At 68.7% G+C, this 24,932-nt stretch carries 27 protein-coding genes; 22 read left to right on the forward strand and 5 right to left on the reverse strand.

Annotation, left to right across the window (positions count from 1 at the left end; all coding sequences use genetic code 11):
* The 8 genes from OHB23_RS11320 to holA all read left to right on the forward strand — a co-directional run bounded on the left by OHB23_RS11320 (position 1) and on the right by holA (position 7,366).
* Positions 1-1,443: a vWA domain-containing protein gene (locus OHB23_RS11320; RefSeq protein WP_328809552.1), complete on the forward strand. Its 1,443-nt coding sequence runs from the start codon at positions 1-3 to the stop codon at positions 1,441-1,443.
* A gap of 58 nt (positions 1,444-1,501) precedes the next feature.
* Positions 1,502-2,248: a nicotinate-nucleotide adenylyltransferase gene (gene nadD, locus OHB23_RS11325; protein ID WP_268788579.1), complete on the forward strand. Its 747-nt coding sequence runs from the start codon at positions 1,502-1,504 to the stop codon at positions 2,246-2,248.
* Positions 2,245-2,700, forward strand: a complete 456-nt coding sequence (rsfS, locus tag OHB23_RS11330) for a ribosome silencing factor (RefSeq protein WP_051613344.1) — start codon at positions 2,245-2,247, stop codon at positions 2,698-2,700. Before nadD ends, rsfS begins: the two co-directional genes overlap by 4 nt.
* Positions 2,697-3,338 (forward strand): histidine phosphatase family protein, encoded by a 642-nt coding sequence (locus OHB23_RS11335; RefSeq protein WP_056445828.1) that lies wholly within the window; start codon positions 2,697-2,699, stop codon positions 3,336-3,338. The genes rsfS and OHB23_RS11335 overlap by 4 nt, the downstream gene beginning before the upstream one ends.
* Positions 3,338-4,060, forward strand: coding sequence for a diglucosylglycerate octanoyltransferase (gene octT, locus OHB23_RS11340; RefSeq protein WP_328809553.1), 723 nt, complete (start codon positions 3,338-3,340; stop codon positions 4,058-4,060). Before OHB23_RS11335 ends, octT begins: the two co-directional genes overlap by 1 nt.
* 77 nt (positions 4,061-4,137) lie before the next feature.
* Entirely contained in the window at positions 4,138-4,857 is a 720-nt protein-coding gene (locus OHB23_RS11345) for a ComEA family DNA-binding protein (protein ID WP_328809554.1), read from the forward strand.
* Positions 4,854-6,380, forward strand: a complete 1,527-nt coding sequence (locus OHB23_RS11350; protein WP_328809555.1) for a ComEC/Rec2 family competence protein — start codon at positions 4,854-4,856, stop codon at positions 6,378-6,380. Before OHB23_RS11345 ends, OHB23_RS11350 begins: the two co-directional genes overlap by 4 nt.
* Complete coding sequence (holA, locus tag OHB23_RS11355) at positions 6,377-7,366, forward strand: DNA polymerase III subunit delta (RefSeq protein WP_027505699.1); 990 nt, start codon at positions 6,377-6,379, stop codon at positions 7,364-7,366. Before OHB23_RS11350 ends, holA begins: the two co-directional genes overlap by 4 nt.
* 137 nt (positions 7,367-7,503) lie before the next feature.
* On the opposite strand, the gene rpsT is transcribed toward holA, so the two are convergent.
* Positions 7,504-7,764, reverse strand: a complete 261-nt coding sequence (rpsT, locus tag OHB23_RS11360) for a 30S ribosomal protein S20 (RefSeq protein WP_027505700.1) — start codon at positions 7,762-7,764, stop codon at positions 7,504-7,506.
* Positions 7,765-8,030: 266 nt separating this feature from the next.
* Here rpsT and OHB23_RS11365 point away from each other — a divergent pair, with 266 nt between their 5' ends.
* Genes OHB23_RS11365 through OHB23_RS11375 form a run of 3 tightly spaced genes read left to right on the forward strand, consistent with a single transcriptional unit; the run spans position 8,031 to position 11,505 of the window.
* Entirely contained in the window at positions 8,031-9,695 is a 1,665-nt protein-coding gene (locus tag OHB23_RS11365; RefSeq protein ID WP_442972979.1) for a circularly permuted type 2 ATP-grasp protein, read from the forward strand.
* On the forward strand, positions 9,695-10,666 hold the full coding sequence (locus OHB23_RS11370; protein WP_027505702.1) for an alpha-E domain-containing protein: 972 nt from the start codon (positions 9,695-9,697) through the stop codon (positions 10,664-10,666). The genes OHB23_RS11365 and OHB23_RS11370 overlap by 1 nt, the downstream gene beginning before the upstream one ends.
* An 8-nt stretch (positions 10,667-10,674) precedes the next feature.
* On the forward strand, positions 10,675-11,505 hold the full coding sequence (locus tag OHB23_RS11375) for a transglutaminase family protein (protein WP_222630380.1): 831 nt from the start codon (positions 10,675-10,677) through the stop codon (positions 11,503-11,505).
* On the opposite strand, the gene OHB23_RS11380 is transcribed toward OHB23_RS11375, so the two are convergent.
* A complete protein-coding gene (locus OHB23_RS11380) occupies positions 11,489-12,922 on the reverse strand; it encodes an ATP-binding protein (RefSeq protein WP_328809556.1) in 1,434 nt (477 codons plus the stop codon). The two genes, OHB23_RS11375 and OHB23_RS11380, sit on opposite strands and share 17 nt — an antisense overlap.
* Positions 12,923-13,113: 191 nt before the next feature.
* On the opposite strand from OHB23_RS11380, the gene OHB23_RS11385 reads away from it, so the two are divergent.
* Both OHB23_RS11385 and OHB23_RS11390 read left to right on the forward strand, forming a co-directional pair.
* Positions 13,114-13,437: a ribosomal protein L7/L12 gene (locus tag OHB23_RS11385; RefSeq protein ID WP_328809557.1), complete on the forward strand. Its 324-nt coding sequence runs from the start codon at positions 13,114-13,116 to the stop codon at positions 13,435-13,437.
* Positions 13,398-13,532 (forward strand): hypothetical protein, encoded by a 135-nt coding sequence (locus OHB23_RS11390; protein WP_328809558.1) that lies wholly within the window; start codon positions 13,398-13,400, stop codon positions 13,530-13,532. Before OHB23_RS11385 ends, OHB23_RS11390 begins: the two co-directional genes overlap by 40 nt.
* A gap of 7 nt (positions 13,533-13,539) precedes the next feature.
* Here OHB23_RS11390 and OHB23_RS11395 read toward each other — a convergent pair whose 3' ends face one another.
* The gene (locus OHB23_RS11395; RefSeq protein WP_328809559.1) at positions 13,540-14,121 is read right to left on the reverse strand and encodes a type II toxin-antitoxin system PemK/MazF family toxin; all 582 of its coding nucleotides are present in this window, start codon (positions 14,119-14,121) and stop codon (positions 13,540-13,542) included.
* A gap of 106 nt (positions 14,122-14,227) precedes the next feature.
* Here OHB23_RS11395 and OHB23_RS11400 point away from each other — a divergent pair, with 106 nt between their 5' ends.
* The 3 genes from OHB23_RS11400 to OHB23_RS11410 all read left to right on the forward strand — a co-directional run bounded on the left by OHB23_RS11400 (position 14,228) and on the right by OHB23_RS11410 (position 17,966).
* Positions 14,228-15,256 (forward strand): iron-siderophore ABC transporter substrate-binding protein, encoded by a 1,029-nt coding sequence (locus OHB23_RS11400; RefSeq protein WP_200933839.1) that lies wholly within the window; start codon positions 14,228-14,230, stop codon positions 15,254-15,256.
* A gap of 102 nt (positions 15,257-15,358) precedes the next feature.
* A complete protein-coding gene (gene lepA / locus OHB23_RS11405; protein WP_269320095.1) occupies positions 15,359-17,245 on the forward strand; it encodes a translation elongation factor 4 in 1,887 nt (628 codons plus the stop codon).
* A 28-nt stretch (positions 17,246-17,273) separates the two neighbouring features.
* Positions 17,274-17,966 carry a TetR/AcrR family transcriptional regulator gene (locus OHB23_RS11410; protein WP_328809560.1) on the forward strand — a complete coding sequence of 231 codons (693 nt, stop codon included), beginning with the start codon at positions 17,274-17,276 and terminating at the stop codon, positions 17,964-17,966.
* Positions 17,967-17,969: 3 nt separating this feature from the next.
* On the opposite strand, the gene OHB23_RS11415 is transcribed toward OHB23_RS11410, so the two are convergent.
* Entirely contained in the window at positions 17,970-20,018 is a 2,049-nt protein-coding gene (locus OHB23_RS11415; protein WP_328809561.1) for a glycoside hydrolase family 15 protein, read from the reverse strand.
* Positions 20,019-20,085: 67 nt separating this feature from the next.
* Here OHB23_RS11415 and OHB23_RS11420 point away from each other — a divergent pair, with 67 nt between their 5' ends.
* From OHB23_RS11420 to OHB23_RS11440, 6 genes are all read left to right on the forward strand, one after another.
* Positions 20,086-20,325 carry a hypothetical protein gene (locus OHB23_RS11420; RefSeq protein ID WP_222632728.1) on the forward strand — a complete coding sequence of 80 codons (240 nt, stop codon included), beginning with the start codon at positions 20,086-20,088 and terminating at the stop codon, positions 20,323-20,325.
* A 117-nt stretch (positions 20,326-20,442) separates the two neighbouring features.
* The gene (locus OHB23_RS22940) at positions 20,443-20,532 is read left to right on the forward strand and encodes an Ms4533A family Cys-rich leader peptide (RefSeq protein WP_321163718.1); all 90 of its coding nucleotides are present in this window, start codon (positions 20,443-20,445) and stop codon (positions 20,530-20,532) included.
* A 120-nt stretch (positions 20,533-20,652) separates the two neighbouring features.
* Positions 20,653-21,672 (forward strand): sulfate ABC transporter substrate-binding protein, encoded by a 1,020-nt coding sequence (locus OHB23_RS11425; RefSeq protein WP_027505708.1) that lies wholly within the window; start codon positions 20,653-20,655, stop codon positions 21,670-21,672.
* A gap of 2 nt (positions 21,673-21,674) precedes the next feature.
* Positions 21,675-22,547, forward strand: a complete 873-nt coding sequence (gene cysT / locus OHB23_RS11430) for a sulfate ABC transporter permease subunit CysT (protein WP_328809562.1) — start codon at positions 21,675-21,677, stop codon at positions 22,545-22,547.
* Positions 22,544-23,347 carry a sulfate ABC transporter permease subunit CysW gene (cysW, locus tag OHB23_RS11435; RefSeq protein ID WP_328809563.1) on the forward strand — a complete coding sequence of 268 codons (804 nt, stop codon included), beginning with the start codon at positions 22,544-22,546 and terminating at the stop codon, positions 23,345-23,347. The genes cysT and cysW overlap by 4 nt, the downstream gene beginning before the upstream one ends.
* Before the next feature lie 5 nt (positions 23,348-23,352).
* Positions 23,353-24,390: a sulfate/molybdate ABC transporter ATP-binding protein gene (locus tag OHB23_RS11440; RefSeq protein ID WP_235578974.1), complete on the forward strand. Its 1,038-nt coding sequence runs from the start codon at positions 23,353-23,355 to the stop codon at positions 24,388-24,390.
* 1 nt (position 24,391) lies between these two features.
* On the opposite strand, the gene OHB23_RS11445 is transcribed toward OHB23_RS11440, so the two are convergent.
* A complete protein-coding gene (locus tag OHB23_RS11445; RefSeq protein ID WP_328809564.1) occupies positions 24,392-24,874 on the reverse strand; it encodes a hypothetical protein in 483 nt (160 codons plus the stop codon).
* Between the last annotated feature and the right edge of the window lie 58 nt (positions 24,875-24,932).

The raw sequence follows: 24,932 nt of genomic DNA on the forward strand, positions 1-24,932 counted from the left end.
GTGACCGGGACGGTGGACATCTCCGGCATCCCCGCACACCTGGTGGGGTTCGTGGAGGCGCTGCGTCGCCGCGGTATCGACGTCGGCCCGTCGGAGACGGTCGACGCGGGCGCGGTGCTGGCCGTTCTCGACATCCTCGATCGGGAGGTGGTGCGGGAGGGTCTCGCGTGCGCGCTGGTGCGCCGACCCGGCCATCGACCCGCGTTCGACGCGCTCTTCGATCTGTGGTTCCCGGCCGCGATCGGTGCGCGGACCGCCGACGAGGAGAACACGGTCGGCCCGCCTCTCGCCGAGGACGGCACCGTCGATCTCGACGCTCTGAAACACGTGCTGGCGGAGCTGCTCGCGGACGGTTCCGCGGAGGCAATGGCGCAGGTCGAGCGCCTGGTGGGCGACATCGTCGAGACCTACGGCAAGTACAGCTCCAGCCGCGGCGAGTCGTTCTCGGAGTACCAGACGCTGCGCACGGTGGAGCCGTCGACGCTGCTGGCGAAGATTCTCGACGGACTGATCGGCCGCTCCAGCGGTCCCGGTGCACCCACGACCGGCGAGTTCGAGTCCGAACTGGCCCGTCGGACGGCCGCGGTCCGCATCGCGGAGTTCCGGTCGATGATCGAGAAGGAGACCCGTCGCCGCACCGCCGAGGTGCTGGGCAAGGAACGGGTGGCGTCCTACGGCGTCCCGCGCCTGGCCGAGGACGTCGACTTCCTCCGCGCGTCCGAGTCGGAACTGGCGGCCCTCCGCAAGAACGTCGCTCCGTTGGCGCGGCTCCTGGCGAGCCGACTGGCGGCCCGTCGACGGCGGTCGCGAGCGGGGTCGATCGACCTGCGGCGCACCCTGCGCAAGTCCTTGTCGACGGGCGGCGTCCCCATCGACCTGGTCAACCGCAAGCCCCGCACCGCGCGGCCCGAACTGGTGATCTTCTGCGACGTCTCGGGATCGGTCGCCGGCTTCAGCCAGTTCACCCTGCTGCTCGTGCACACGTTGCGCGAACAGTTCTCCCGAGTGCGTGTCTTCGCGTTCATCGACACCGCCGACGAGGTGACCCGGTTCTTCGACGCTTCGGCCGGACGCGCGTCGCTCGCCGAGTCGATGTCGCGCATGATCGCGGAGTCGGAGCTGATCACCTACGACGGCCATTCCGACTACGGCCACTCCTTCGAGACCTTCACCGCGCATCACCTCGATGCCATCGGTCCTCGGGCGTCGCTGTTGATCCTGGGCGATGCCCGCACCAACTACCGCGATCCGCGCACCGAGTCCCTCGCCCGCATGGTCACCGTCGCCCGGCACGCGCACTGGCTCAACCCCGAGCCGAAGGCGCAGTGGGGGACCGGCGACTCGGCCGCCGACGTCTATCGGCGGGTGATCTCGATGCACGAGTGCCGGTCGGCGGCGCAACTGGCCGAGGTCGTGTCGCGGCTCCTGCCCACGGGATCCTGACGTCTCTCGGTTCGGCCGAATCCTCTGTTCGGGGCAGGTCCACGTAGAGTCGTCACTCGTGCAGGAACCGACGACGCCGCCCGAGGGCCGACGCCCGCGACGTCTCGGCGTCATGGGTGGCACGTTCGACCCCATTCACCACGGGCACCTCGTGGCCGCCAGTGAGGTCGCCGACCGGTTCCAGCTCGACGAGGTCGTCTTCGTTCCCACCGGCCAGCCCTGGCAGAAGCAGGACCGGACGGTGAGCCCGGCGGAGGACCGCTACCTCATGACGGTGGTCGCCACCGCGTCCAACCCTCGCTTCTCCGTCAGCCGCGTCGACCTCGACCGTGCGAAGCCGACGTACACCGTCGACACGCTTCGCGATCTCGCCGACCAGCATCCCGGTGACCAGCTGTTCTTCATCACCGGGGCCGATGCTCTCAGCAGCATCATCGGGTGGCAGAACTGGCAGGAACTGTTCGAGCTGGCCCGCTTCGTCGGCGTGTCCCGCCCCGGGTACGAACTGGGTGCCGACCATCTGGCCGAGTACCTCGATCGGTTGCCGAAGGACGTCCTGACCCTCGTGGAGATCCCGGCTCTGGCCATCTCGTCCACGGAATGTCGACGGCGTGCCGCCGAGAACCGTCCCGTCTGGTACCTCGTGCCGGACGGCGTCGTCCAGTACATCTCGAAGCGGGACCTGTACCGCCCCGCCGGGGAGGAGCGTCACGACGGCATCGCGACCGTCTCCGAGCCCGCACCCCAGCACACCGGCACTTCCGCCACCACCGCATCAGCCCTACCAGGAGAGAACACCACGTGAGCGCTACACCCGAGGCCATCAGGGTCGCCAGCATCGCCGCACTCGCGGCGGACGAGAAGCTCGCCGCCGACGTCATGGCCCTCGACGTCTCCGACCAGCTGGTCATCACCGACTGCTTCGTCATCGCGTCGGCACCCAACGAGCGCCAGGTCAACGCCATCGTCGAGAACATCGAGGAGAAGCTCCGCGAGGCGGGCAGCCAGCCCGTTCGTCGTGAGGGCACCCGCGAGGGCCGATGGGCACTGCTCGACTACGTCGACGTCGTCGTCCACGTGCTCCACAACGACGAGCGTCACTTCTACGCCCTCGAGCGTCTGTGGAAGGACTGCCCGGTCCTCGAGATCGAGGGTCTCGGAGCCACGGACACCTCGACGCAGTACGGCACCGACGATCACGGTGTCGACGACGCCCTCGACCACGGTGTCGATCGCGTCACCGAACCGGACGAGTGACGTCCGTTCGTCGGTTGGTGCTGCTCCGGCACGGTCAGACCGAGTACAACGCGGCCTCGCGCATGCAGGGTCATCTCGACACCGACCTGACCGAGCTGGGTCGCACACAGGCCGAGGTCGCCGCTCGAGCGTTGGCATTGCTGCAGCCACACCGCATCGTCTCGTCCGATCTGCGACGGGCACACGACACGGCGACCGCGCTGTCGACGGCCACGGGTGTTCCCGTCGAGCTCGACGAGCGGCTCCGGGAGACGCACCTCGGTGACTGGCAGGGGCTGACGCACCTCGACGTCGACGACGTCTCACCCGGCGTCCGCGAATCGTGGCGCGCCGACGCCGAGTTCCGTCCGCCGGGCGGCGAGTCGCGCGTGGACGTCGCCGAGCGCTCGATGCCGCTGATCCAGGAGCTGCTGAAGGACCCGGAGTGGACCACGGCGCCCGTCGTCGTGGTCGCCCACGGTGGAACCATCGCCGCGCTCACGGCCGCACTGCTCGATCTGCCGGTCGACCGGTGGCCGGTGCTCGGGGGACTGGGCAACGCCAGCTGGGTGCAGGTCGCCGGACACGGAACGGACGACGTCTCCTGGCGCCTGGACGTGTGGAATGCGACGGCCGCCGTGGCGGGTGACGTTCTCTGATGTCCGAGGCGGATCGCCCGGTCCTGCTCGTCCTCGCGGACTCGCTCGCGTACTACGGTCCCGAGGGCGGACTGCCGGCCGACCATCCCCGCATCTGGCCCACGCTCGTCGCGCGCGAACTGGGCTGGGACGTCGAGCTCGTCGGCCGCATCGGCTGGACCTGCCGCGACGCCTGGTGGGCACTCACCCAGGATCCCCGTGTGTGGGCGTCGATACCGCTTGCCGGGGCGGTGGTCCTCGCGACCGGCGGGATGGACTCGTTGCCGTCACCTCTGCCGACGGCCCTGCGGGAGCAGATCCGCTACGTCCGACCGCCCATCCTGCGACGCGGTGTGCGCGCCGCCTACGGCTGGCTGCAGCCGCGGCTCTCGCACCTGGGCCGTCCGGTGGCCCTGCCGCCGCATCTGAGCGTGGACTACCTCGAACAGATCCGGGCCGCCCTCGCGGCCGTGCGTCCGGACGTCCCCGTCATCGCGACGCTCCCGTCGGTACATCGGTGCGACGCCTACGGACGTGTGCACGCCGGTCGCGAACCGGCCGTGCGGGCGACCACGGCGTGGGCTGCGGAGCACGATCTCCCGCTCGTCGACCTCAAGGCCGCCGTCGAGGAGAACATCGCGTCCGGTGACGCGAATCCCGATGGCATTCACTGGGGTTGGGACGCACACGTGCGCGTGGCCGAGTCCGTCGTCGCTGCCGTGCGCGCCTCCGCCCGCATCTGATCCACAGGGTCGTGGCCGTCCACAGATGAGCCCGGCGGCGGCTCGTCTCGTCCTGGCCCGGGCCTACCGTCGCGGGCATGGCACCCGAGATCGCTGCTCCCGAGCCGGCCGACCCCGAGGGCGGCCGGTCCGACGCGGTGCATCGCCGCGCGGGTCTCGTCGGCTCGCGCTTCCGGATCGATCCGGGGTCCCGCGGCGTCCGTGCCCTCGCCGTGGCCGCCGTCCTTCTCGTGGGCGCCGTGGGGACGGTGGTGATGCGAGATTCTCCGCAGGTCACCGCGGTGCCGCCGCTTCCCACTCTGATCACCGAGTCCGAGACGCCGACGACGTCGGCACCGGAATCCGCGGGAGTCGTGGTCAGCGTGCTCGGCGCTGTGATGCGCCCGGGACTCGTCACCGTTCCCGCCGAGTCCCGCATCGCCGATGTCGTCGCGGCCGCGGGTGGGCGCCGGGACGACGCGGACCTCTTCGGGCTCAACTGGGCGGCGAAGGTGTCGGACGGTGACCAGGTGGTGGTGGGGTCGACGACGGGGTCGGTACCGCTCGCTCCGGCGCCCGTGTCCGTGGCCGGTGAGGGGTCGTCCGATGCCGGCGGGAAGGCCCCGGGTCTGGTGTCGCTGAACGAGGCGACGGAGGCAGAGCTCGATGCCCTGCCCGGTGTCGGTCCGGTGACCGCGGGCGCGATCGTGCAGTGGCGCACCGAGAACGGCGGCTTCACGTCCGTCGATCAGCTGTCCGAGGTGAGCGGTGTCGGCCCCGCTCGGCTCGAGAAGCTGACGCCCCTGGTCACGGTGTGACCGACGCACCGGCCGTGGATCTGCGGCTCGTCCCGAGTGCGGTGGGGGCGTGGGCTGCGACCGTGGTGGCCGTCGGCGCGGGGTGGCGGCCCGCGGCGGCTCTGGCCGCGGTGTGCGTGCTCGTGGCGGTCGTCGGCTGGTGGTGCCGGCGTCGGCACGGCTGGGGATCGGTGGTGATGCTCGTCGTCGTGGCGGCCTGCTGCGTCACCGCGGCGTTCGCGGCGATGTCGTCCCTGCGGATGCACGAGGTGACGACGGGCCCGGTCCGCGAGGGCGCGCTGGGCGGTGCGTACGCGACGGTCGAGGGCGTCGTCACGGACGATCCACGTCCGATCACGGGCTCGTTCGCGGATCAGGTGCTCGTGCCGATACGAGCAAGCCGAGTGACGCTGCGCGGCACCGTCGTCGATGGGTCGGCACGGATCACCGTGTTCGCGCCCCCGGATCCGTGGCGGGCACTGGAACCGGGTGTCTCGGTGACGTTCCGGGCGCGGCTCGCGGCTCCCGATCGTGTGGGCGCGGTGGATGCCGTCGCACGTGCCACGGGGCCACCCGAGGTGGGGAGCGCGCCGGCCCTGCTCCGGTGGTCGGGCGTGGTGCGACGTGCTCTCGCGGAGGCCGCTGCCATCGCTCTGCCACGTGAGGAGGAGGGGCTGCTCCCGGGGATGGTGGTGGGGGACAGGTCGGGACTCGACGTCTCCGTCCAGGACTCGTTCACGGCGGCCGGAATGTCCCACTTGACCGCTGTGTCGGGTGCGAACTTCACCTTCGTCGTCGGGTGTGTCGTCCTCGGCGCTCGGCTGCTCTCGGCCGGCCCTCGGACCACCGCGGCGCTCGCGGGAATCGTCCTCGTCGCGTTCGTCGTGGTGGCGAGACCGTCACCCAGCGTCCTGCGTGCGGCGGTCATGGGTGTGCTGGGTCTGCTGGCGGTGATGACCGGCCGCCGTCGCCATGTGATGCCGGCCCTGTGCACCGCGGTGCTGGTGCTGCTGGCCGTCGATCCGGGACTGGCGGTGTCGTGGGGGTTCGCGCTGTCGGTGACCGCGACGGTCGCTCTCGTGCTGCTCGCCCCGGTGCTGACGGCGATGGTGAGCCGCGCCGACGCACCGCCCGGTCGCCGACGTCCGGTGCTCGACGCCGTGGCCGTGGCGCTGGCGGCGCACCTGGTGACCGCGCCGCTGGTCGCCGCCATGGCCGGAACGTTCTCCGTCTACTCGGTGGCGGCGAACGTGCTCGCCGCACCCGTCGTCGGGCCGGTCACCGTGATCGGCGCGCTGGCGGCCGTGGTGGCCGTCGTGAGCGTGGAGGCCGGGGCCGTCGTCGCCGGGGTGGCGTGGGTGCCGCTGCGGTGGTTGCTGGCCGTGGCCGCGTACACGGCGGACGCTCCTGGTGCGACGGTGCTCACTCCGACCGGGCCTCGGGGCGCCGCCGTCGTCGGGGGATGTGTCCTCGTCGCGGCGGGCGCGGCGGTGATGGTCCGGCGTCGGTGGCTGTCGGCGCACCGTGGCACCATCGACCGGTGAGTTCGACAGCGAGCAGCACCCGTCCCGAGCCCCTGCACCTCGTCCTGGGCGACGAGGAACTCCTCGTCGAGCGTGCGGTGTCGTCCATCGTGGCCGCGATGCGCGCGGCAACGGTGGGGGCCGGGGCAGAGGTGCCGGTCGACCGTCTGCGGGCGGGGGACACGACGGTCGCCGAGCTCGCGGAACTGCTCAGCCCCTCCCTCTTCGCCGAGGATCGCGTGGTCGTCTTCGAGGCGGCCGCGGAGGCCGGTAAGGACGCGATGACGCTGGTTCTCGACGCCGCGGCGACGCCGGTGGACGGTGTGGTCCTGGTCGTTCTGCACTCCGGTGGAGGCCGGGCCAAGGCCATGGTGGGGGCGCTGCAGAAGTCCGGTGCCGTGGTCCACGAGTGCGCGAAGCTGTCCAAGGCGTCGGAGCGCGTCGACTTCGTGCGGGCCGAGTTCCGCTCCCACTCGGAGACACGCGTCGCTCCCGATGCCATCGCCGCGCTCGTCGACGCGGTGGGGTCCGATCTCCGCGAACTGGCCGCCGCGTGCTCGCAACTGGTGTCGGACACGGCGGGGAAGGTCGATGTCGCGGCGGTCCGCCGCTATTACTCGGGCCGTGCGGAGGTCACGGGCTTCGACATCGCCGACAAGGCCGTGTCGGGTGACCGTGCCGGCGCCCTCGAGGCACTGCGGTGGGCGATGTTGGGCGGCACACCGCACGTGCTGCTCGCGGACGCACTGGCCGAGGCCGTCCACACGGTGGCGCGGGTCGGTTCGGCGGGCCGCGGCGATCCGTTCCGGATGGCGTCCGAACTGGGGATGCCGCCGTGGAAGATCAAGAAGGCGCAGGCGCAGGCCCGCATGTGGGATCCGCAGCGCATCGCCGAGGCACTGCAGGTGGTGGCCGCGCTCAACGCGGACGTCAAGGGCCAGGCCGCCGATGCGGACTACGCGGTGGAACGCGCCGTGAACGTGGTGGCGGGGCTGAGTTCGCGCTGACAGCGCCGCCCGGGCACACGACTACGCCCCGGGCATCGTGCTCGCCCGGGGCGTAGTGCTGACAAGCTACTGCACAGGAACTCTCGAGAAGAACTGCACAGGGACTCTCGAGAGGAGCCGCGAGGGCTCGGGAGAGATCAGAGCTTGTTGAAGGCCAGCGACAGTGCCGACTTCTTGTTGGCAGCCTGGTTCTTGTGGATGACGCCCTTGCTGGCTGCCTTGTCGAGCTTGCGGCTCGCAGTCAGCAGGATCTCCTCGGCCTTGGCCTTGTCGCCGGCTTCGGTCGCCTCACGGAAGGAGCGAATCACGGTGCGGAGCGACGACTTCACCGACTGGTTGCGCAGGCGCTGACGCTCGTTGGTAGCGATTCGCTTCACCTGGGACTTGATGTTGGCCACGCGTAGTTATCCTTCGTCTCTTCTCGGTCCGGGACGGCTGACTCCGGGGAACACTCTCGAGCCGTACGTGCAGTGCTTGTGAAAGCTGGTGACGGTGGGTGCGCACGAGCGTGCCCACGTCCGACGTACGAGACTACCAGCGTCGGTCCGGTAACCCAATTCGGTGATCTCGCTGCAGGGAGTCGGTGTGCACGTGACTCGTGAGGTTGCATGGAATTAACGTGTCCACCGTGCTCCAGGGGTACCTGTGAGGCAGCATGGCGACCATGAGTCCCCGATCAAGCGCTGCACCACAGGCGAAGAAGAGCCGTTCGCAGTCGCAGTCCTCGTCCGGGCCGAGCGTCTTCGACGGTTACCGGGACATCGGGAAGTACGGACTGGCGTTCGACGAGATGTTCGACGGCGACGGCGGGCTGCGTGGACCGTACAAGGGAATCCACAAGGCGCTCGCGCCGTCGGACGCCGCGGAACTGGACGCCCGCTCGGACGCCCTCGGCCGCGCCTTCGTCGATCAGGGCATCACGTTCGCGCTCGAGGGGCAGGAGCGTCCGTTCCCTCTCGACCAGGTGCCCCGGGTCATCGCGGCGTCCGAGTGGAACAAGCTCGAGCGCGGGATCAAGCAGCGGGTCAAGGCACTCGAGTTCTTCCTGGCGGACATCTACGGGGAGCAGGAGATCCTGCGTGACGGCGTGGTCCCGAAATCTTTGGTGACGTCGTGCGAACACTTCCACCGCGAGGCGTTCGGCATCGTGCCGCCCAATGGTGTGCGCATCCACGTCGCCGGTATCGACCTGATCCGGGACGCCGAGGGCACGTTCCGTGTCCTCGAGGACAACCTGCGCTCGCCGTCGGGGGTCTCGTACGTGATGGAGAACCGCCGCACCATGGCGCGCGTGTTCCCCGACCTGTTCGCCAGCCACCGGGTGCGTGCGGTCGGTGACTACGCCACGCACCTGCTGCGCGCCCTGCGTGCCGCTGCCGCGATCAACGAGGCGGACCCCACCGTCGTCGTCCTCACACCCGGCGTCGCGAACTCTGCGTACTTCGAGCACTCCCTCCTCGCCCGGCTGATGGGCGTCGAGCTGGTCGAGGGCCGCGACCTCTTCTGCCGCGACAACGTCGTCTACATGCGCACCACCGAGGGCGAGCGCCAGGTCGACGTGATCTACCGCCGCATCGACGACGACTACCTCGACCCCATGCAGTTCCGACCCGACTCCGTTCTCGGTGTGGCCGGACTGGTCAACGCCGCACGTGCCGGCAACGTCGTCATCTCCAGCGCCATCGGCAACGGTGTCGGCGACGACAAGCTCACCTACACGTACGTGCCGACCATCATCGAGTACTACCTCGGCGAGAAGCCGCTCCTGGCCAATGTCGACACGTACCGGTGCTGGCTGCCGGACGAGTGCGAGGAGGTGCTCGACCGTGTCGACGAACTGGTGATCAAGCCCGTCGAGGGCTCCGGCGGATACGGCATCGTGTTCGGTCCGGACGCGTCGCCCAAGGAACTGGCCACGATCAGCAAGAAGATCCGGGCCGATCCGCGCGGATGGATCGCGCAGCCGGTGGTGCAGCTGTCGACGGTGCCCACCAAGATCGGTGACCAGCTCGCGCCGCGGCACGTCGACCTGCGGCCGTTCGCCGTGAACGACGGTGACGACGTGTGGGTGCTGCCCGGCGGACTGACCCGAGTGGCGCTGCCCGAAGGGTCCCTGGTGGTCAACTCGAGCCAGGGCGGCGGCAGCAAGGACACGTGGGTGCTGGCCGGCCGCGCCACCAAGGAGGACGAGCGTGAGCTCGGCGGGGCGGAGATCGTGTCCGAACCCCCGTCGTCACCCACCGCGGAGCAGGGCCCCGAGCTCAACAGCCAGCAGATCCAACAGCAGCAGCAACAGCTGACCCACTCCCTGAAGGACGGTGCCCGCTGATGTTGGCTCGTAACGCCGAATCGCTGTACTGGATCGGCCGCTACGTCGAACGCGCCGACGACACCGCGCGCATCCTCGACGTCACGGTGCACCAGCTGCTCGAGGACGCGACGGTCGACCCCGACCACACCTCACGAGTGTTGTTGCGGGTGTTGGGATTCGAGCTTCCCGACGAGCGCCTGGACGTGTGGTCGTTGACGGAACTCGTCGCGTTCTCGCGCGAGGGCAACGGCTCCATCGTCGACTCGTTGTCCAGCGCCCGCGAGAACGCTCGCGGCGCACGCGAGGTCACCTCGAGCGAGATGTGGGAATGTCTCAACACGACGTACAACGCACTGGGTGAACGCATCCGAGCGTCGAAGCGTCTGGGCCCCCACGAGTTCCTGGGGTTCATCGAGGAGCGCGCAGCGATGTTCGCCGGCCTCGCCGACTCGACGCTCAGCCGCGACGACGGCTACCGGTTCCTGCTGCTCGGTCGCTCCGTGGAACGCATCGACATGACCGTCCGCCTGCTGCTCGCCCGTGCCGGCGACCGACCGTCGTCGCCGGCGTGGGTCACGGTGCTGCGGTCGGCCGGTGCACACGACACGTATCTGCGTACCTACCGTGGCGCTCTCGACGCTCAACGCGTCCTGGAGTTCATGCTCCTCGACCGGCTGTTCCCGCGCTCGGTGTTCTACGCACTGAGCGAGGCCGAACACTCGCTCGACAGCCTCGACCATCACCCCGACATGCGCGTCGGATCCCGTGCCGAGGCGCAGCGACTTCTCGGCCGCGCTCGCAGTGAACTCGAGTTCCTGCAGCCGGGTGTTCTGCTGGAGGACCTGCAGGACCGTCTGATGTCGTTGCAGGAGACCTGCCGCGAGGTGGGTGAGGCGATCTCCAAGCAGTACTTCCACGCAGCGCCCTGGGTCGCCTGGACGGACGCCGGAAGCCGAACGGACGAAGCACAATTGGAGGGTGAACTGTGAGCTGGCGGATGCGCGTCGTGCACACCACGGGGTACAACTACGACGCACCGGTCACGTCCTCGTACAACGAGGCGCGACTGACGCCGCGGAGCGACACCCGGCAGAACGTCATTCTGAACCGCGTCGAGACCGATCCGGCGACGAGGTCGTACCGGTACACCGACTACTGGGGCACCGCGGTCACGGCGTTCGATCTGCACGCTCCACACACGTCCCTCGAGGTGGCCGGGTCCTCCGTCGTCGAGACGGACGCGTTCGTCCCGCCGGAGGAGACCCTCGACTGGGAGGACCTGGCCGCAGACCCCGTGGTGGACAGGTTCAACGAGCTGCTCGGCCACAGCACCTACGTCCCTCGGAACCGTCAGCTGACGTCCGTCGCGAAGAAGTTGGCGAAGGATCTGGGGCCGTACGACGCCGTGGTGGCCGTCTGCGACTGGGTGAACCAGGAGATGTCCTACGTTCCCGGCACCACCGGGGTGCACACGTCCGCGGTGGAGGCGTGGGCCGAGAAGAAGGGCGTCTGCCAGGACTACGCACACCTCACGCTGGTGTTGCTCCGCAGTATCGGCATTCCTGCCCGCTACGTCTCGGGCTACCTGCACCCGAATGCCGAAGCGGTGGTCGGTGATTCGGTCGAGGGTCAGTCACACGCGTGGATCGAGGCGTGGACCGGATCGTGGTGGGGCTACGACCCGACCAACGGTGTGCCGGTGAACGAACAGCACGTCTCGGTGGGAATCGGACGCGACTACGCCGACGTGCCACCCCTCAAGGGAATCTTCTCCGGTGGCGGGTCCACGGAACTCGACGTCGTCGTGGAGATCACCCGGCTGGCCTGACGCCAGATCCGCCCAACAGCGAGCGCGTCAGTCTCTGACGCTCGTCCACGCAGGCGGTGAGCACCGCGGCGACGTCGTCGTCGGTGATCACCGTCGGGTGCCCGTCGGCGCCATGGTCGTCGCGTTCGATCGCGGCCACCACGGTGCGGCGCACGAGTTCTCGGACGTACGAGGCGGTTCCACCCTCGGTCGCCTCCACCAGCGGTGTGAGATCGGCTGCCACGTTCACGGCCGACAGGTAGAGCCGTGCCAACCGTTCGCGACCGCGGGTGTCGGGCAACGGGATCTCGACCGCGAGGTCGATACGGCCGGGCCTGTCCCGGACCGCTCGCTCGATGGAGTCCGGTCTGTTGGTGGTCAGGACGAACGTGACGTCCGCGTCGCCGTCCATGCCGTCCATCGCATCGAGCAAGGCGAACAGGAGCGAGTTCACACCCGTTTCCTCGCGCTCCCGGGCGATGAGATCGACGTCCTCGACCACCACGACCGACGGGCTCAGGCGGCGTGCAAGGGTGGTGGCCTCGGCGATGTGGCGCATCGCGGACCCGGTCAGCACGATCACCGTGCTGTCCGGCACGAGTCCGAGCAGGTGGCGGACCGTGTGGGTCTTGCCGGTTCCGGGTGGGCCGTACAGGAGTATGCCGCGACCCACGTGTTGGCCCGCTTCACGTAGTCGTGCTGCCGAGGACCCGACGGTGACGAGATGGCGAGTCATCGCCTCGAGGGTGCCGTCGGGAAGGATCAAGTCCTCGCCCGCGACGGTGGGCCTCGCCATGAACCTCACGAGGCCGTTGCCGCGTCCACCGCTCCCTCCCAGGGTCAGGACCTGCCCGCGCATGACGTCGTGGTCGGTCATGAGCGAGAGGAGGGCGTCCAGCGTGCTCGCACCGGCGTCTCGATCGCCGGACAGCACCTCGATCTGGAGTGGGGCCTGGTGGGCCGGGTCTGGAATGTGGAGCGCGACCGCCACGGGAATACCGCCGGGAGAGTGGGTGTCGAGCAACCCGAACACCGGGACGGACATCGTCGACGCGGGACCGACGTCCACCGACCGGTACTCGACCGGTGCGCCGCGACAACTGCCACCGCGACGGCAGGAACTCAGCATGGCGACGAGATCGTCGTGGTACCGCTCGTGGCCACGGACCGACGACCACCGTTGTGCCGCAGATGATGTCGACTCCTCCGGGCGGTCATCGGCATAGGCCTCGACGGCGAGGACGAGGGTCGCGGCCTGATAGGCGGGGAGTGAGCGGCGATGCGAGATCACCGCATCCGGAGGCGCCGCCAGGTGCGAGAAGATGTGCAGCGCAGGCTCTTCGAGCGGACCGGTGTCGAGTGTCCGGGCGCGATGTGAGAGATGGGACAGGGCTCCGCTGACGATGTCGAGGGAGTCCGGGGTATGCGTGAGGGTCACAGTGAACGCACTACCAGTGCGGATGGTTCGAAGGAATGTGACGCAGGATGTGGCGCCCGTGAGAATGGGGAAGAAGGGGGCGGAAATCACATCCGCACAGAGACGGTAGCACCGCGGCATGGATGTGCGCCAGAGCCGGCCGGAGCTGACGACCCTCGCGGCGTCCGGGCGGAGGTGATTCACTGGAGACCATGTCGGCCTCCGGATGGTTCCTCGTCGCCCTGATCGTTCTCGTCGCCGCCGTGCTCGCGTTCCGACTTCTCGGACGCGCCGCATCCGGCAGGCCCACTACCTCCGGCGAGGTCGGAACGGTCGGGTTGGACGACGGTGCTCGCGCCGAGATTCATCGACTGCTGGCCGCCGACAAGAAGATTCAGGCGATCAAGGTCTATCGGGAACGAACTGGCGCCGGACTGCGCGACGCGAAGGTGGCTGTCGAGTCCCTCGAACGCGGTGAGTCCCTACGCCGGGCCCGGTGCAGTGGGACGACCTCGTTCCGCGCCTCACGGCACTGAAGAACGAGGGACGGGCGATCGCCGCGATCAAGTTACTCCGCGAGCGGACCGGATTGTCGCTGCTCGAGGCCAAGAACGCCGTCGATCGACTGTGATCCGAGTTCAGTGCCAGGAGAAGTCGGAGCGCAGGCGCTGTGCCACCAGGTCGAAACGATCACGGGGGAGGACGGCTCCCTCTCGTCGGATCCCGCCCTCGGGAACGTCGAGCACGCGGTCGAGACGGACCCAACTCGGGCGTCCCTGCGCGTCCCACGGCCCGCCGCCGAGGCCGAGCCAGTCGCGGTCGCCGTCGTGCTTGCTCTGACTCGAGAGCATGAGGCCGAGCAGAGTGGAAGTGTCGCGGCCGACCACGAGCACCGGTCGATCCTTGCCCTGCGACGGATCCTCCTCGTAGGCCACCCACGTCCACACGACCTCGCCCGGGTCCGCGGCGCCGTCCAGCGCGGGGGAGTACTCGATGCGCCGTGCGCGCATGGCGGTGGGAACCGAGGTCGACGTCACGGGCCGTCCCGACGATGCTCCGGTGGGTGACGTGCCACCGGCACCGGACGCGCCGATGCGTGAACCCAACGACTGCGTCACCTTGTCGAGGGCGCCGGACCGCTGCAGCTGCCGGAACAGGCGCGGGCCTTCCGCCACTGCGAGTCGTCCCAGTTTCTTGCCGATCGACGCCAGAGTTGCCATGCCGACCAGGCTACCGAGACCCGAGGACGTAGCTCACCACCCGTGAGTGAGGTTCGGCTACCCTAAGTCCGATTTTGGGAGATTCCCGATGTGAAAGAGGGTTGTCGTGAGGCGTGGAAGTGTCGGACGTGTGGGTCGCCGCACGGTGGTGGCCGTCGGACTGAGTGTCCTGGCGCTGGTGTCGGCGTGCTCGTCCGACACCGAGAGCGGATCGACCGAGGGGTCGGTGACCGTGACTCACGCCTACGGCGAGACCGTCGTGCCGGCCGATCCGCAGCGTGTGGTCTCGGTCGGACTGACCGAGCAGGACACCCTGCTGGCTCTCGGCGTCGTTCCCGTCGGTGTCACGGAGTGGTACGGAGAGCAGCCGGACGCGACGTGGCCCTGGGCTCACGATCTGCTGGGTGACGCCCGGCCCGAGGTGCTCACCCAGGACGACGGCATCCAGTTCGAGAAGGTCACCGCCCTCGAACCCGACCTCATCATCGGCACCAACGCCGGTATGACGCAGGACGACTACACCCGGTTGAGCGCCATCGCCCCGACCATCGCCCACAGCGACGTCGATTCCCCCTACTTCGAGCCGTGGGATCAGCAGACCCGCACCATCGGAGCCGCGCTCGGCAAGCCCGACGAGGCGGAGGCGCTCGTCGAGAACGTCCGCACCCGGTACCGAGAGGCCGCCGAGGCCCACCCCGAGTTCGCGGGGAAGAAGGCCGTCCTCCTGCAGAACGCGATCTACGACGGCAACGCCATCGCCTATCAGGACGGTCTGAGCACCGACTTCCTCACCTCGCTCGGGTTCGAGATCCCGTCCGAGCTCGATGCCTTCGTCCAGGAGGAGGACGCCCAGGCGTACATCCCGTTGGAGAACCTCTCCGTGCTCGACACCGCCGACGTGCTGCTCTGGGCCACCGAGTCCCCGGAGGACCGCGCGACACTCGAGGCCGACCCGGTGTACTCGTCGTTGCAGGAGGTGCGGGAGAACAGGCTCGTCTTCACCGACGCGATCACGGCCGGCGCCATCTACTTCACCTCGCCGCTGAGCCTGCCGTACCTGCTCGACTCGCTCGTACCGGCATTCGAGAGCACCCTCGCGGGTGCCGGAGCGGCCACCACCACGGCCCCCGCCTGACCCCTCCGGCCTGCCCGCCCCACCTGCACGACCGGCCTCCGGCCTGCCCGCCCCACCTGCACGACCGGCCTCCGGCCTGCCCGGGACCCCGGCCGTGGTGACGTGCAGATATTCTGTACGTCACCACGGCCGTCTCGTCAGGAGTACCCCATCACCAATTTTGCGGACACGACGTTCACGGATCCCACCAGGATCCGTAACTTCTGCATCATCGCCCACATCGACCATGGCAAGTCGACGCTGGCCGACCGCATGCTGCAGCTCACCGGTGTCATCGACGACCGGTCGATGCGCGCGCAGTACCTCGATCGCATGGACATCGAGCGTGAGCGCGGCATCACCATCAAGGCGCAGAACGTCCGCCTGCCGTGGAAGGTGGGGGACACCGAGCACGTCCTGCACCTGATCGACACCCCCGGGCACGTCGACTTCACCTACGAGGTGTCGCGTGCACTCGAGGCGTGCGAGGGTGCCGTGCTCCTCGTCGACGCTGCACAGGGCATCGAGGCGCAGACGCTCGCGAACCTCTACCTGGCACTCGAGAAGGATCTGACGATCATTCCGGTGCTGAACAAGATCGACCTGCCCGCGGCCGACCCCGACCGCTACGCCGCGGAGATCGCCCACATCGTCGGCTGCGAGGCGGACGACGTGCTGCGCGTCTCGGGCAAGACCGGCATGGGCGTCGAGGCATTGCTCGACGAGGTGGTCCGTCTGGTGCCCGCGCCCGTCGGCGACGCCGACGGCCCCGCACGCGCCATGATCTTCGACTCCGTCTACGACGCGTACCGCGGCGTGGTGACGTACGTGCGTGTGGTGGACGGCAAGATCCTGCCGCGCGAGAAGGTCACCATGATGTCGACCGGTTCGACGCACGAGCTCGTCGAGGTGGGCATCGTCTCGCCGGACCCCAAGGCGACGAAGGGCCTCGGCGTCGGTGAGGTGGGCTATCTCATCACCGGCGTCAAGGACGTGCGTCAGTCGAAGGTGGGAGACACCGTCACCAGCGCCCGCAACGGCGCGACCGAAGCGCTCACCGGATACCGCGAGCCACGGCCGATGGTCTACTCGGGTCTCTACCCGGTGGACGGGTCCGATTACCCCGATCTGCGCGACGCCCTCGAGAAGTTGCAGCTCAACGACGCCGCCCTCACCTACGAACCGGAGACGTCCGTCGCTCTCGGGTTCGGGTTCCGCTGCGGATTCCTCGGTCTGCTGCACATGGAGATCACCCGCGAGCGCCTCGAGCGCGAGTTCGGGCTCGACCTGATCTCGACCTCGCCCAACGTCGTGTACCGGGTGGAGATGAACGACGGCGCCGAGCACATCGTCACCAACCCGTCGTACTGGCCGGAAGGCAAGGCGCGCGCGGTGTTCGAGCCGATGGTCAAGTGCACCATCATCTCGCCGAGCGAGTTCATCGGGTCCATCATGGAGCTGTGCCAGAGCCGCCGCGGTGAGCTCGGCGGCATGGACTACCTGTCGGAGACCCGCGTCGAGCTGCGCTACACCATCCCGATGGCCGAGATCATCTTCGACTTCTTCGACATCCTCAAGTCACGCACCCGCGGCTACGCGAGCCTCGACTACGAGGAGATCGGCGAGGAGTCGGCCAACCTGGTGAAGGTGGACATCCTGCTGCAGGGCGAGGCCGTCGACGCGTTCTCGGCCATCGTGCACGCCGACGCGGCCGGTGCCTACGGCAACAAGATGACCACCCGACTCAAGGACCTGATCCCGCGCCAGCAGTACGAGATCCCGATCCAGGCGGCGATCGGGTCGAAGATCATCGCGCGCGAGAACATCCGTGCGATCCGCAAGGACGTCCTGGCGAAGTGCTACGGCGGTGACATCAGCCGTAAGCGCAAACTGCTCGAGAAGCAGAAGGCCGGCAAGAAGCGGATGAAGACCATCGGTCGTGTCGACGTGCCACAGGAGGCGTTCGTCGCCGCCCTGTCCACCGACGCGTCCGCGGACAAGAAGAAGTAGGTCCGCGGTCGCTCCCGCGGGGACACCCATGACCAGGACCCCGCCGGCCGGCACCGGGTCCGCCGGCGACGACGAGCCGCCGTCGCTGGCCGACGCGGACCTGCTCCGTACCCCGCCGGCGACGCCGCGCGGAGTGCGCACGCGCGCTGCGCTCGTCGCGGCGGCGCGGGTGGTGTTCGAGCGTGCCGGGTACCTCGACGCCCGTCTGGTGGACATCACCGCCGAGGCTCGCTGCTCGTCCGGCACGTTCTACACCTACTTCGCGAGCAAGGAAGAGATCTTCGCGGCGGTGCTCGAGGTGTCGCAGGACGACATGATGCACCCCGGTACCGAACACGTGCCGGACGACGGTGATCCGGTCGCCGTCATCGAGGCGAGCACGCGCGCGTACTTCGAGGCGTACGAACGCAACGCGAAGCTGATGGAACTGCTCGAACAGGTGGCGGCCATCGACATCCGGTTCCGGCGGCTCCGACGCAACCGTGCCGACGCGTTCGTCCGTCGCAACGCGCGCAGCATCGCGGGTCTCCAGCGACGAGGCCTGGCGGACAGCGGCGTGGATCCCGTCGTCGCATCACTCGCGTTGTCGGGCATGATCTCCCGGCTGGCGTTCACCCATTTCGTGGTGGAGCCGTCCCTCGGCGAGCCGCCGACGTGGTCGTCGGATCAGCTGGTGCACGCGGCGACGCGCCTGTGGGTCAACGCCCTCCGACTCGACTGACCGTCACGAGTGCGCATGGCCGTGGGCGGGCTGGAACTGCCCGGCCTGCGCTGCCTCCTCCGCCCGGATGACGTGCACCACGGCGTTGATCAGCGCGAGGTGGGTGAACGCCTGCGGGAAGTTGCCCAGGTGCCGACCCGTCTTCGCGTCGATCTCCTCCGCGTAGAGCTTCAGCGGGCTCGCGAACCCGAGCAGCCGTTCACACAGTCGCTTCGCACGGTGCAGTTCGCCGATCTCGACCAGTGCGGACACCAACCAGAACGAGCAGATGGTGAAGGTGCCCTCCTCGCCGGAGAGCCCGTCGTCCGTGGTGTCGACGCGGTAGCGCAGTACCAGGCCGTCCTCGGTGAGCTCGTCGGCGATGGCGAGCACCGTCGCCCGGACGCGCTCGTCGTCCGACGGCAGGAACCGCAGGAGCGGCACCAGCAGCAACGAGGCGTCGAGTGAGTCGTCGCCGTATCGCTGGGTGAAGACTCCGCGCGAGTCGACGCCGTGCTCGAGAACGTCGGCCTTGATCTCGTCGGCGATGCTCGACCATTCCTCGGCGTACGCCTTCTCGCCGTGCAGCACAGCAAGTTTCGCTCCGCGGTCGAGCGCCACCCAGCACATCACCTTGGACGACGTGAAGTGCTGCGGTTCCCCACGTACCTCCCAGATGCCCCGGTCGGGCTCGCGCCAGTGCTCGATCGCTTCCTCCACCTGACGCTTCAGCAAGGGCCACAGCGACTCCGGAACATTCTCCCGCGAGCGCACGTGCAGGTAGACGGAATCGAGCATCGTGCCCCAGATGTCGTGCTGCACCTGGTTGTAGGCACCGTTTCCGATGCGCACAGGGACGGCTCCGTCGTACCCGGACAGGTGTCCGAGCTCCTCCTCCTCGAGCGTGCGTTCGCCGCCGATGCCGTACATCACCTGCAGCGGAACGGGTTCGCCGTCCGGGCCCGACGTCACGTCGGAGATGAAGGCGAAGAAGTCGTTGGCCTCGCGATCGAGGCCGAGCGTGTACAGACCCCACAGGGCGAAGGTGGAGTCGCGTACCCAGGCGTACCGGTAGTCCCAGTTCCGCTCTCCGCCCGGCGTCTCCGGCAACGACGTGGTGCTCGCGGCGAGCAACGCGCCGGTCGGTGCGTACGTGAGACCCTTGAGGGTGAGCGCGCTGCGCTGCAGGAACCCGCGCCACGGATGGTCGGGAAAGCGGCCGATGGTGATCCACTGGCGCCAGCACTCCGCCGTCTGCCACATCTTTTCGGCTGACTCCTCGAAGGTGCGGGGAGGATCGAGCGTCGACCACGACAGCGCGACGAAGACGTTGTCGCCCTCCGTCATCCGAGTCCGGGCGCGGGCCTCTCGCCCCTCGAGGCCGATGCGCAGATTGGTGGTCAACTTGAGAGTGGGTTCGGAGCCGTCGCCCGCCGTGGCGGTGGCCGTCGCCTCCTCGTAGACGTTGCCGGTGTACTCCCACACGGCAGGCTTGCGGTGGTAGTCGAACGCGGGCTCACAACTCATCTCGAGCTCGACCGTTCCGCTGACGCACTTCACGCTGCGGATGAGGCAGTGCTCGGCGTCCCAGTCGGACGGGGCCCGGCGGTGCGTGCGGGAGCGCTCGTCCGTGTTGTGCCACTTGCCCATCACCAGAGCGTCGCGGACCACCAACCATCCGGTCTCGGTCTGCCACGTGGTCTCGACGATCAGACCGCCCGGGAGATAGCGCCGCGCCGCGGGCACGTTCTGACCGTAGGGGCCGATGCGGAACTGCCCGGCACCGCGATCGAGCACCGCTCCGAAGATGCTGGGGGAGTCCGGTCGCGGAATGCACATCCACTCCACCGCACCGTTGCGAGCGATCAGACACGTGGTCTCGCAGTCCGACAGGAAGGCGTAGTCGTCGATCGGCGGAAACGTCGTGCGATGCGGCAGCCAGGTCTGGGCCGTGCCGGGAACGGTGTCGAGCGCGCCGCCCTCCTCGGCCGGCTCGGCCGCGCCGGGGCCGAAGACGGCTTCCCCCGCGCTGGCGACGCGGGGGACCACGGACTGTTCGTCGAACGGGCTCATCCGCCCATCATGAAGCCGTCCGGCGCCCCAGTCCACCGCGGAGAGCGAGGGACTACTGTCGTGAGGTGTGAACGCAGTGGCCACGTGGTGGGACGGAGTCGAACTCTGGATCGCCGGGTTGCCGTTCGTGCCCCAGGTCGCCGTCGTCCTGCTGGTGGTCGTGCCGGCAGCGGCACTCACCGCGTACGTCGTCGACATCGTGTTGTCGGCGCTCTTCGATGCCAGGCGGCGCTACTTCCGCCGGACGCCCGCCGACCGGGACCCCGCAGCCGTGACCACCGGCGACTCCGACCCCCGAGAGAAGTGACACCGTGCCCCGCTCCCGTGTGACCCTGGCCCTCATCGCGCTGATCGTGCTGGTGATCGTCGCGTGGCTGCTGACTCGGTAGCAGGCTCCCTCCGACTTTCTGCTAAATTCTCGGCTGTGTCCGACGCAGCCCCGCACCCGATCCGCCATGAACTGGCGCTGATCGCTGTCGGCATGCTCGCGGTCGCTGACGTCGACTGTCGCTGACCCCACACGGCGCGCCCTCACCGATTCCGGCGCGTTCCGCTCGTCAGTTCCGTCCATCACCGCTGTTCATGTCCGTGCCGCCGCGCGCTCGCGTGTGCCGCACTCCTCGAGAGGTCCACCGTGTTCCCATCACGTCGTGTCCGCCTGCTGTCCGCCGCCGCCGTCGCGGCCGCCCTCACCCTGACCGCGTGCTCCACCGGGTCCTCCGACACCGTCGGGGAGACCGCCGCGTCCACGTCCGGTCCGTCGCTCACCCTCGTCGGGTACGCCGTGCCCAAGAACGGGTGGGATGCCATCGGCGCCGCGTTCGCCTCCACCGAGAACGGTGACAACGTCACCATCAACGCCGACTACGGCGCCTCGGGCAACCAGTCGCGCAAGGTCGCCGACGGCGCACCGGCCGACATCGTCAACTTCTCGGTCGAGCCCGACGTCACCCGACTGGTGAAGGCCGGCAAGGTCGACGAGGCCTGGAACCAGAACGCCTACGGTGGCGTGCCGTTCGGCTCCGTGGTGTCCATCGTGACGCGACCGGGCAACCCGAAGAACATTCGCACGTGGGAGGACCTGATCCGCCCCGACGTGCAGGTCATCAGCCCCAGCCCGCTCAGCTCCGGCTCGGCGAAGTGGAACTTGTTGGCGCCCTACGCCTCCGTGAGCAACGGCGGCCAGGATCGCCAGGCCGGCCTGGACTACGTCACCGAACTGGTGAAGCACTTCCCGGTGCAGCCCGACTCCGGCCGCTCCGCGTCCGAGGCGTTCCTCCAGGGCCAGGGCGACGTCCTGCTCAGCTACGAGAACGAGGCGCTGTTGCTCGAGGGGCAGGGTCAGCCGGTGGAGCACATCGTTCCGGACCAGACCTTCCGCATCGACAACCCCGTCGCGGTCGTCAACTCCAGCGCTAATCTCGAGCAGGCCAACGCGTTGAACGACTACCTCTACACCGCGGACGGCCAGAAGATCTGGGCCGACAGCGGTTTCCGTCCCGTCGACCCCGCAGTCGCCGCCGACTACACCGACAAGTTCCCGACGCCGCAGAAGCTGTACACCATCGACGATCTCGGTGGCTGGGCTGCGGTGGACAGTGACCTGTTCGGCGAGAACGGTGCCATCAACGCGATCTACAAGGCATCGAGCTGACCATGACGACAGAGGTCGCCGGTCGGCGAAAGTTCCTCCCTCGCCGGCCGGCCTCCGGCCTTCCCGCCCGTCGCCGGCCGGCCTCCCATCTTCCCGGGGGATCGCTCACGCTCGGCACCGTCGTCCTGTGGCTCTCGATCATCGTCCTGCTGCCCCTGGCAGCCGTGCTGAGTCGCTCCCTGTCCGACGGACCCGCCGAGTTCTGGGACGCGGTCACCGATCCGCGGGCGCTGGCCACTCTGCGCGTGACGGTGCAGGTCTCGGTGGTGGCGGCGCTGATCAACGTGGTGATGGGAACCGTCATCGCCTGGGTGTTGGTGCGAGACGACTACCCGGGCAAGTCCGTCGTCAACGCGCTGATCGACCTGCCGTTCGCCCTGCCCACCATCGTCGCGAGCCTGGTGCTCCTGTCGCTCTACGGCCCGATGAGTCCGGTGGGCATCACGTTGAACGCCACCAAGGCCGGTGTCGTGCTCGCCCTCGCCTTCGTCACACTGCCGTTCGTCGTGCGCGCGGTGCAGCCGGTCCTCATCGAGCTCGACCAGGAAGTGGAGGAAGCAGCCGCCTCGCTCGGTGCGAGCAATCTGGTGATCTTCCGGCGGGTCGTGCTGCCGGTGCTGCTGCCGTCGATCCTCTCGGGTGCCGGACTGGCCTTCTCGCGGGCACTCGGCGAGTTCGGATCCGTCGTCCTCATCGGTGGCAACATTCCCGGCGAGACGCAGATCGCGTCGCAGCTCATCCGCGAGCAGATCGAGACCGATCAGCCCGTCGACGCGGCCGCAATCTCGGTGGTGCTGTTGCTCATCGCCTTCGTGGTGCTGTTCGTGCTGCGCATCTCCGGTAGCCGCCTCGCCCGGCGGGAGGAGCAGAAGTGAAGCTGTCCACCGGAACTCGACTGAGCCTCCGTACGGTCGCGCTGCTCTACCTGGCCGTGCTGGTGGTGTTCCCGCTGGGTGCGATCCTGTACCGCACGTTCGAGAACGGCATCGTCTCGTTCTTCCAGCTCATCACCACGCCGGCCGCACAGTCGGCGTTGCAGTTGTCGCTGATCATCGTCGCGATCGTCGTGCCGCTGAACGTGGTGTTCGGCGTCGTCACGGCCTTGGCTCTCGCGCGCGGCAACTTCCGTGGCAAGGGGTTCGTGCAGGCGGTCGTCGATCTCCCGTTCGCCGTGTCCCCGGTCATCGTGGGTGTCGCGCTCATCCTGCTGTGGGGTGCCGACGGCTGGTTCGGCTTCCTCGCCGAATGGGGCATCACGGTCATCTTCGCGCTGCCCGGCATGGTGCTGGCCACCATCTTCGTCACGCTGCCGTTCGTGGTGCGCGAGGTGGAACCGGTGCTGCACGAGATCGGACAGGAGCAGGAGGAGGCCGCGGCCACGCTGGGCGCGACGTCGTGGCAGACCTTCTGGCGCATCACACTTCCCGCCATCCGCTGGGGGCTGACGTACGGCGTCGTCCTGACGGTCGCCCGCGCGCTCGGCGAGTTCGGTGCCGTCATCATCGTCTCCACCAACCTGCCGGGCATCTCGCAGACGCTGACGCTGCTGGTGAACGCCAGGTACGAGGACTTCAACCAACCGGGCGCGTACGCCGCGTCGACACTTCTCATGGTCGTCGCCGTCATCGTGTTGCTGCTGATGACGGTTCTGGACCGCAAGCGAACCAAGGAATGAGCACCGTGACGACGACGACCACGACGACAGAGAAGCGCACGGGCGGCATCGAGATCTCCGTCCGGGGAGCGCGGAAGAACTACGGCGACTTCGCGGCCCTCGACGACGTGTCCCTCGACATCCCGTCCGGATCGTTGACGGCGCTCCTGGGGCCCAGCGGGTCGGGCAAGTCGACACTGTTGCGGTCGATCGCCGGACTCGAGGAGCTGGACTCCGGCGTGGTGGTCATCGCCGGCGACGACGTCACGACCGTCAGTCCGCAGAAGCGCGACATCGGATTCGTCTTCCAGCACTACGCCGCGTTCAAGCACCTCACCGTGCGCAAGAACGTCGCCTTCGGGCTCGAGATCCGCAAGCGGCCCAAGGCCGAGATCGACGAGCGCGTCGATCAGCTGCTCGACATCGTCGGCCTCTCGGGTTTCCAGACGCGCTTCCCGGCGCAACTGTCCGGTGGCCAGCGTCAGCGCATGGCCCTGGCCCGCGCGCTCGCCGTGGACCCGCGGGTGTTGCTGCTCGACGAGCCGTTCGGTGCCCTGGACGCCAAGGTGCGGGCCGATCTCCGCACGTGGCTCCGTCGACTGCACGACGAGGTGCACGTCACCACGGTGCTCGTCACGCACGATCAGCAGGAGGCGCTGGACGTCGCCGACCGGATCGCGGTCATGAACAAGGGCCGGATCGAGCAGGTGGGCGCTCCTCGCGATCTCTACGACACCCCGGCGAACGATTTCGTCATGTCCTTCCTCGGTGAGGTGTCGCGGCTCAACGGCCAGCTGGTCCGTCCGCACGACATCCGGGTCGGCCGCACACCGGATCTCGCGAACGCGCAGCAGACCGGCACGGCCGAGAACGCGGGGGTGTTGCGGGCGACCGTCGAGCGTGTCGTGCACCTGGGCTTCGAGGTGCGGGTGGAGCTGCGCAACGGCGCCACCAACGAGCTGTTCTTCGCGCAGATCACCCGCGGCGACAACGAGGCGCTGGGGCTGCAGAGCGGGGAGACCGTGTACGTGCGTGCCACGCGCGTGCCGGTGATCCCCGGCTGACTCACGCGCGTTCGACGCACCCCGACCGGACACACACGGTCGGGCCACGGAACGCCGGATCACCGCATCGCGTGACCATCGCCAGCACGTCGCCGGCGTGGATGTCCGACGGCAGGTCGAGCGCGGGGCACACGCAGCGCCCCGACCGGGTGCAGAGGCAACACGGAACCGGTCGGCACACCGGATGGCGCGAGGCGACGCGGACGGACACCGGGGCAACACCCCAGTCGGCACCGGTCGTGACGACGCGGAGGAGCCCTCGGTACACGTCCACCGACCGGACCCGGGTCACCGTGACCACCGCGGTGCCCGCTCGGACGGCCACGGCGTCGCCGTACTCGTCGCACAGATCGTCGAGGAACGTCTCGGCGCGCCCGTCGCTTCGGACACACAGCCTGCCCCCGTGGGTGTGAATCTCCCCGGGCCACAGCGCACGAGCATCGTCCGGAGACGACAGCGACGGCAGTAGTTCACGCAAGGTCATGACTCGACCCTGCATGCTCCACTGCCGTCGTCGGCGGTTCCTGACGTCGTCTCGACGC

Source organism: Rhodococcus sp. NBC_00294 (assembly GCF_036163995.1).
GTDB lineage: Bacteria > Actinomycetota > Actinomycetes > Mycobacteriales > Mycobacteriaceae > Rhodococcoides.

What these genes read in the sequence shown, in the direction of transcription:
- cysT (WP_328809562.1), top strand. Translation starts at nt 21,675, where the DNA reads ATGACGACAGAGGTCGCCGGTCGGCGAAAGTTCCTCCCTCGCCGGCCG.
- OHB23_RS11385 (WP_328809557.1), top strand. Translation starts at nt 13,114, where the DNA reads ATGTCGGCCTCCGGATGGTTCCTCGTCGCCCTGATCGTTCTCGTCGCC.
- OHB23_RS11415 (WP_328809561.1), bottom strand. Translation starts at nt 20,018, where the DNA reads ATGAGCCCGTTCGACGAACAGTCCGTGGTCCCCCGCGTCGCCAGCGCG.
- OHB23_RS11410 (WP_328809560.1), top strand. Translation starts at nt 17,274, where the DNA reads ATGACCAGGACCCCGCCGGCCGGCACCGGGTCCGCCGGCGACGACGAG.
- OHB23_RS11375 (WP_222630380.1), top strand. Translation starts at nt 10,675, where the DNA reads ATGCGCGTCGTGCACACCACGGGGTACAACTACGACGCACCGGTCACG.
- OHB23_RS11395 (WP_328809559.1), bottom strand. Translation starts at nt 14,121, where the DNA reads ATGGCAACTCTGGCGTCGATCGGCAAGAAACTGGGACGACTCGCAGTG.
- OHB23_RS11445 (WP_328809564.1), bottom strand. Translation starts at nt 24,874, where the DNA reads ATGACCTTGCGTGAACTACTGCCGTCGCTGTCGTCTCCGGACGATGCT.
- OHB23_RS11345 (WP_328809554.1), top strand. Translation starts at nt 4,138, where the DNA reads ATGGCACCCGAGATCGCTGCTCCCGAGCCGGCCGACCCCGAGGGCGGC.
- OHB23_RS11370 (WP_027505702.1), top strand. Translation starts at nt 9,695, where the DNA reads ATGTTGGCTCGTAACGCCGAATCGCTGTACTGGATCGGCCGCTACGTC.
- octT (WP_328809553.1), top strand. Translation starts at nt 3,338, where the DNA reads ATGTCCGAGGCGGATCGCCCGGTCCTGCTCGTCCTCGCGGACTCGCTC.
- OHB23_RS11365 (WP_442972979.1), top strand. Translation starts at nt 8,031, where the DNA reads ATGAGTCCCCGATCAAGCGCTGCACCACAGGCGAAGAAGAGCCGTTCG.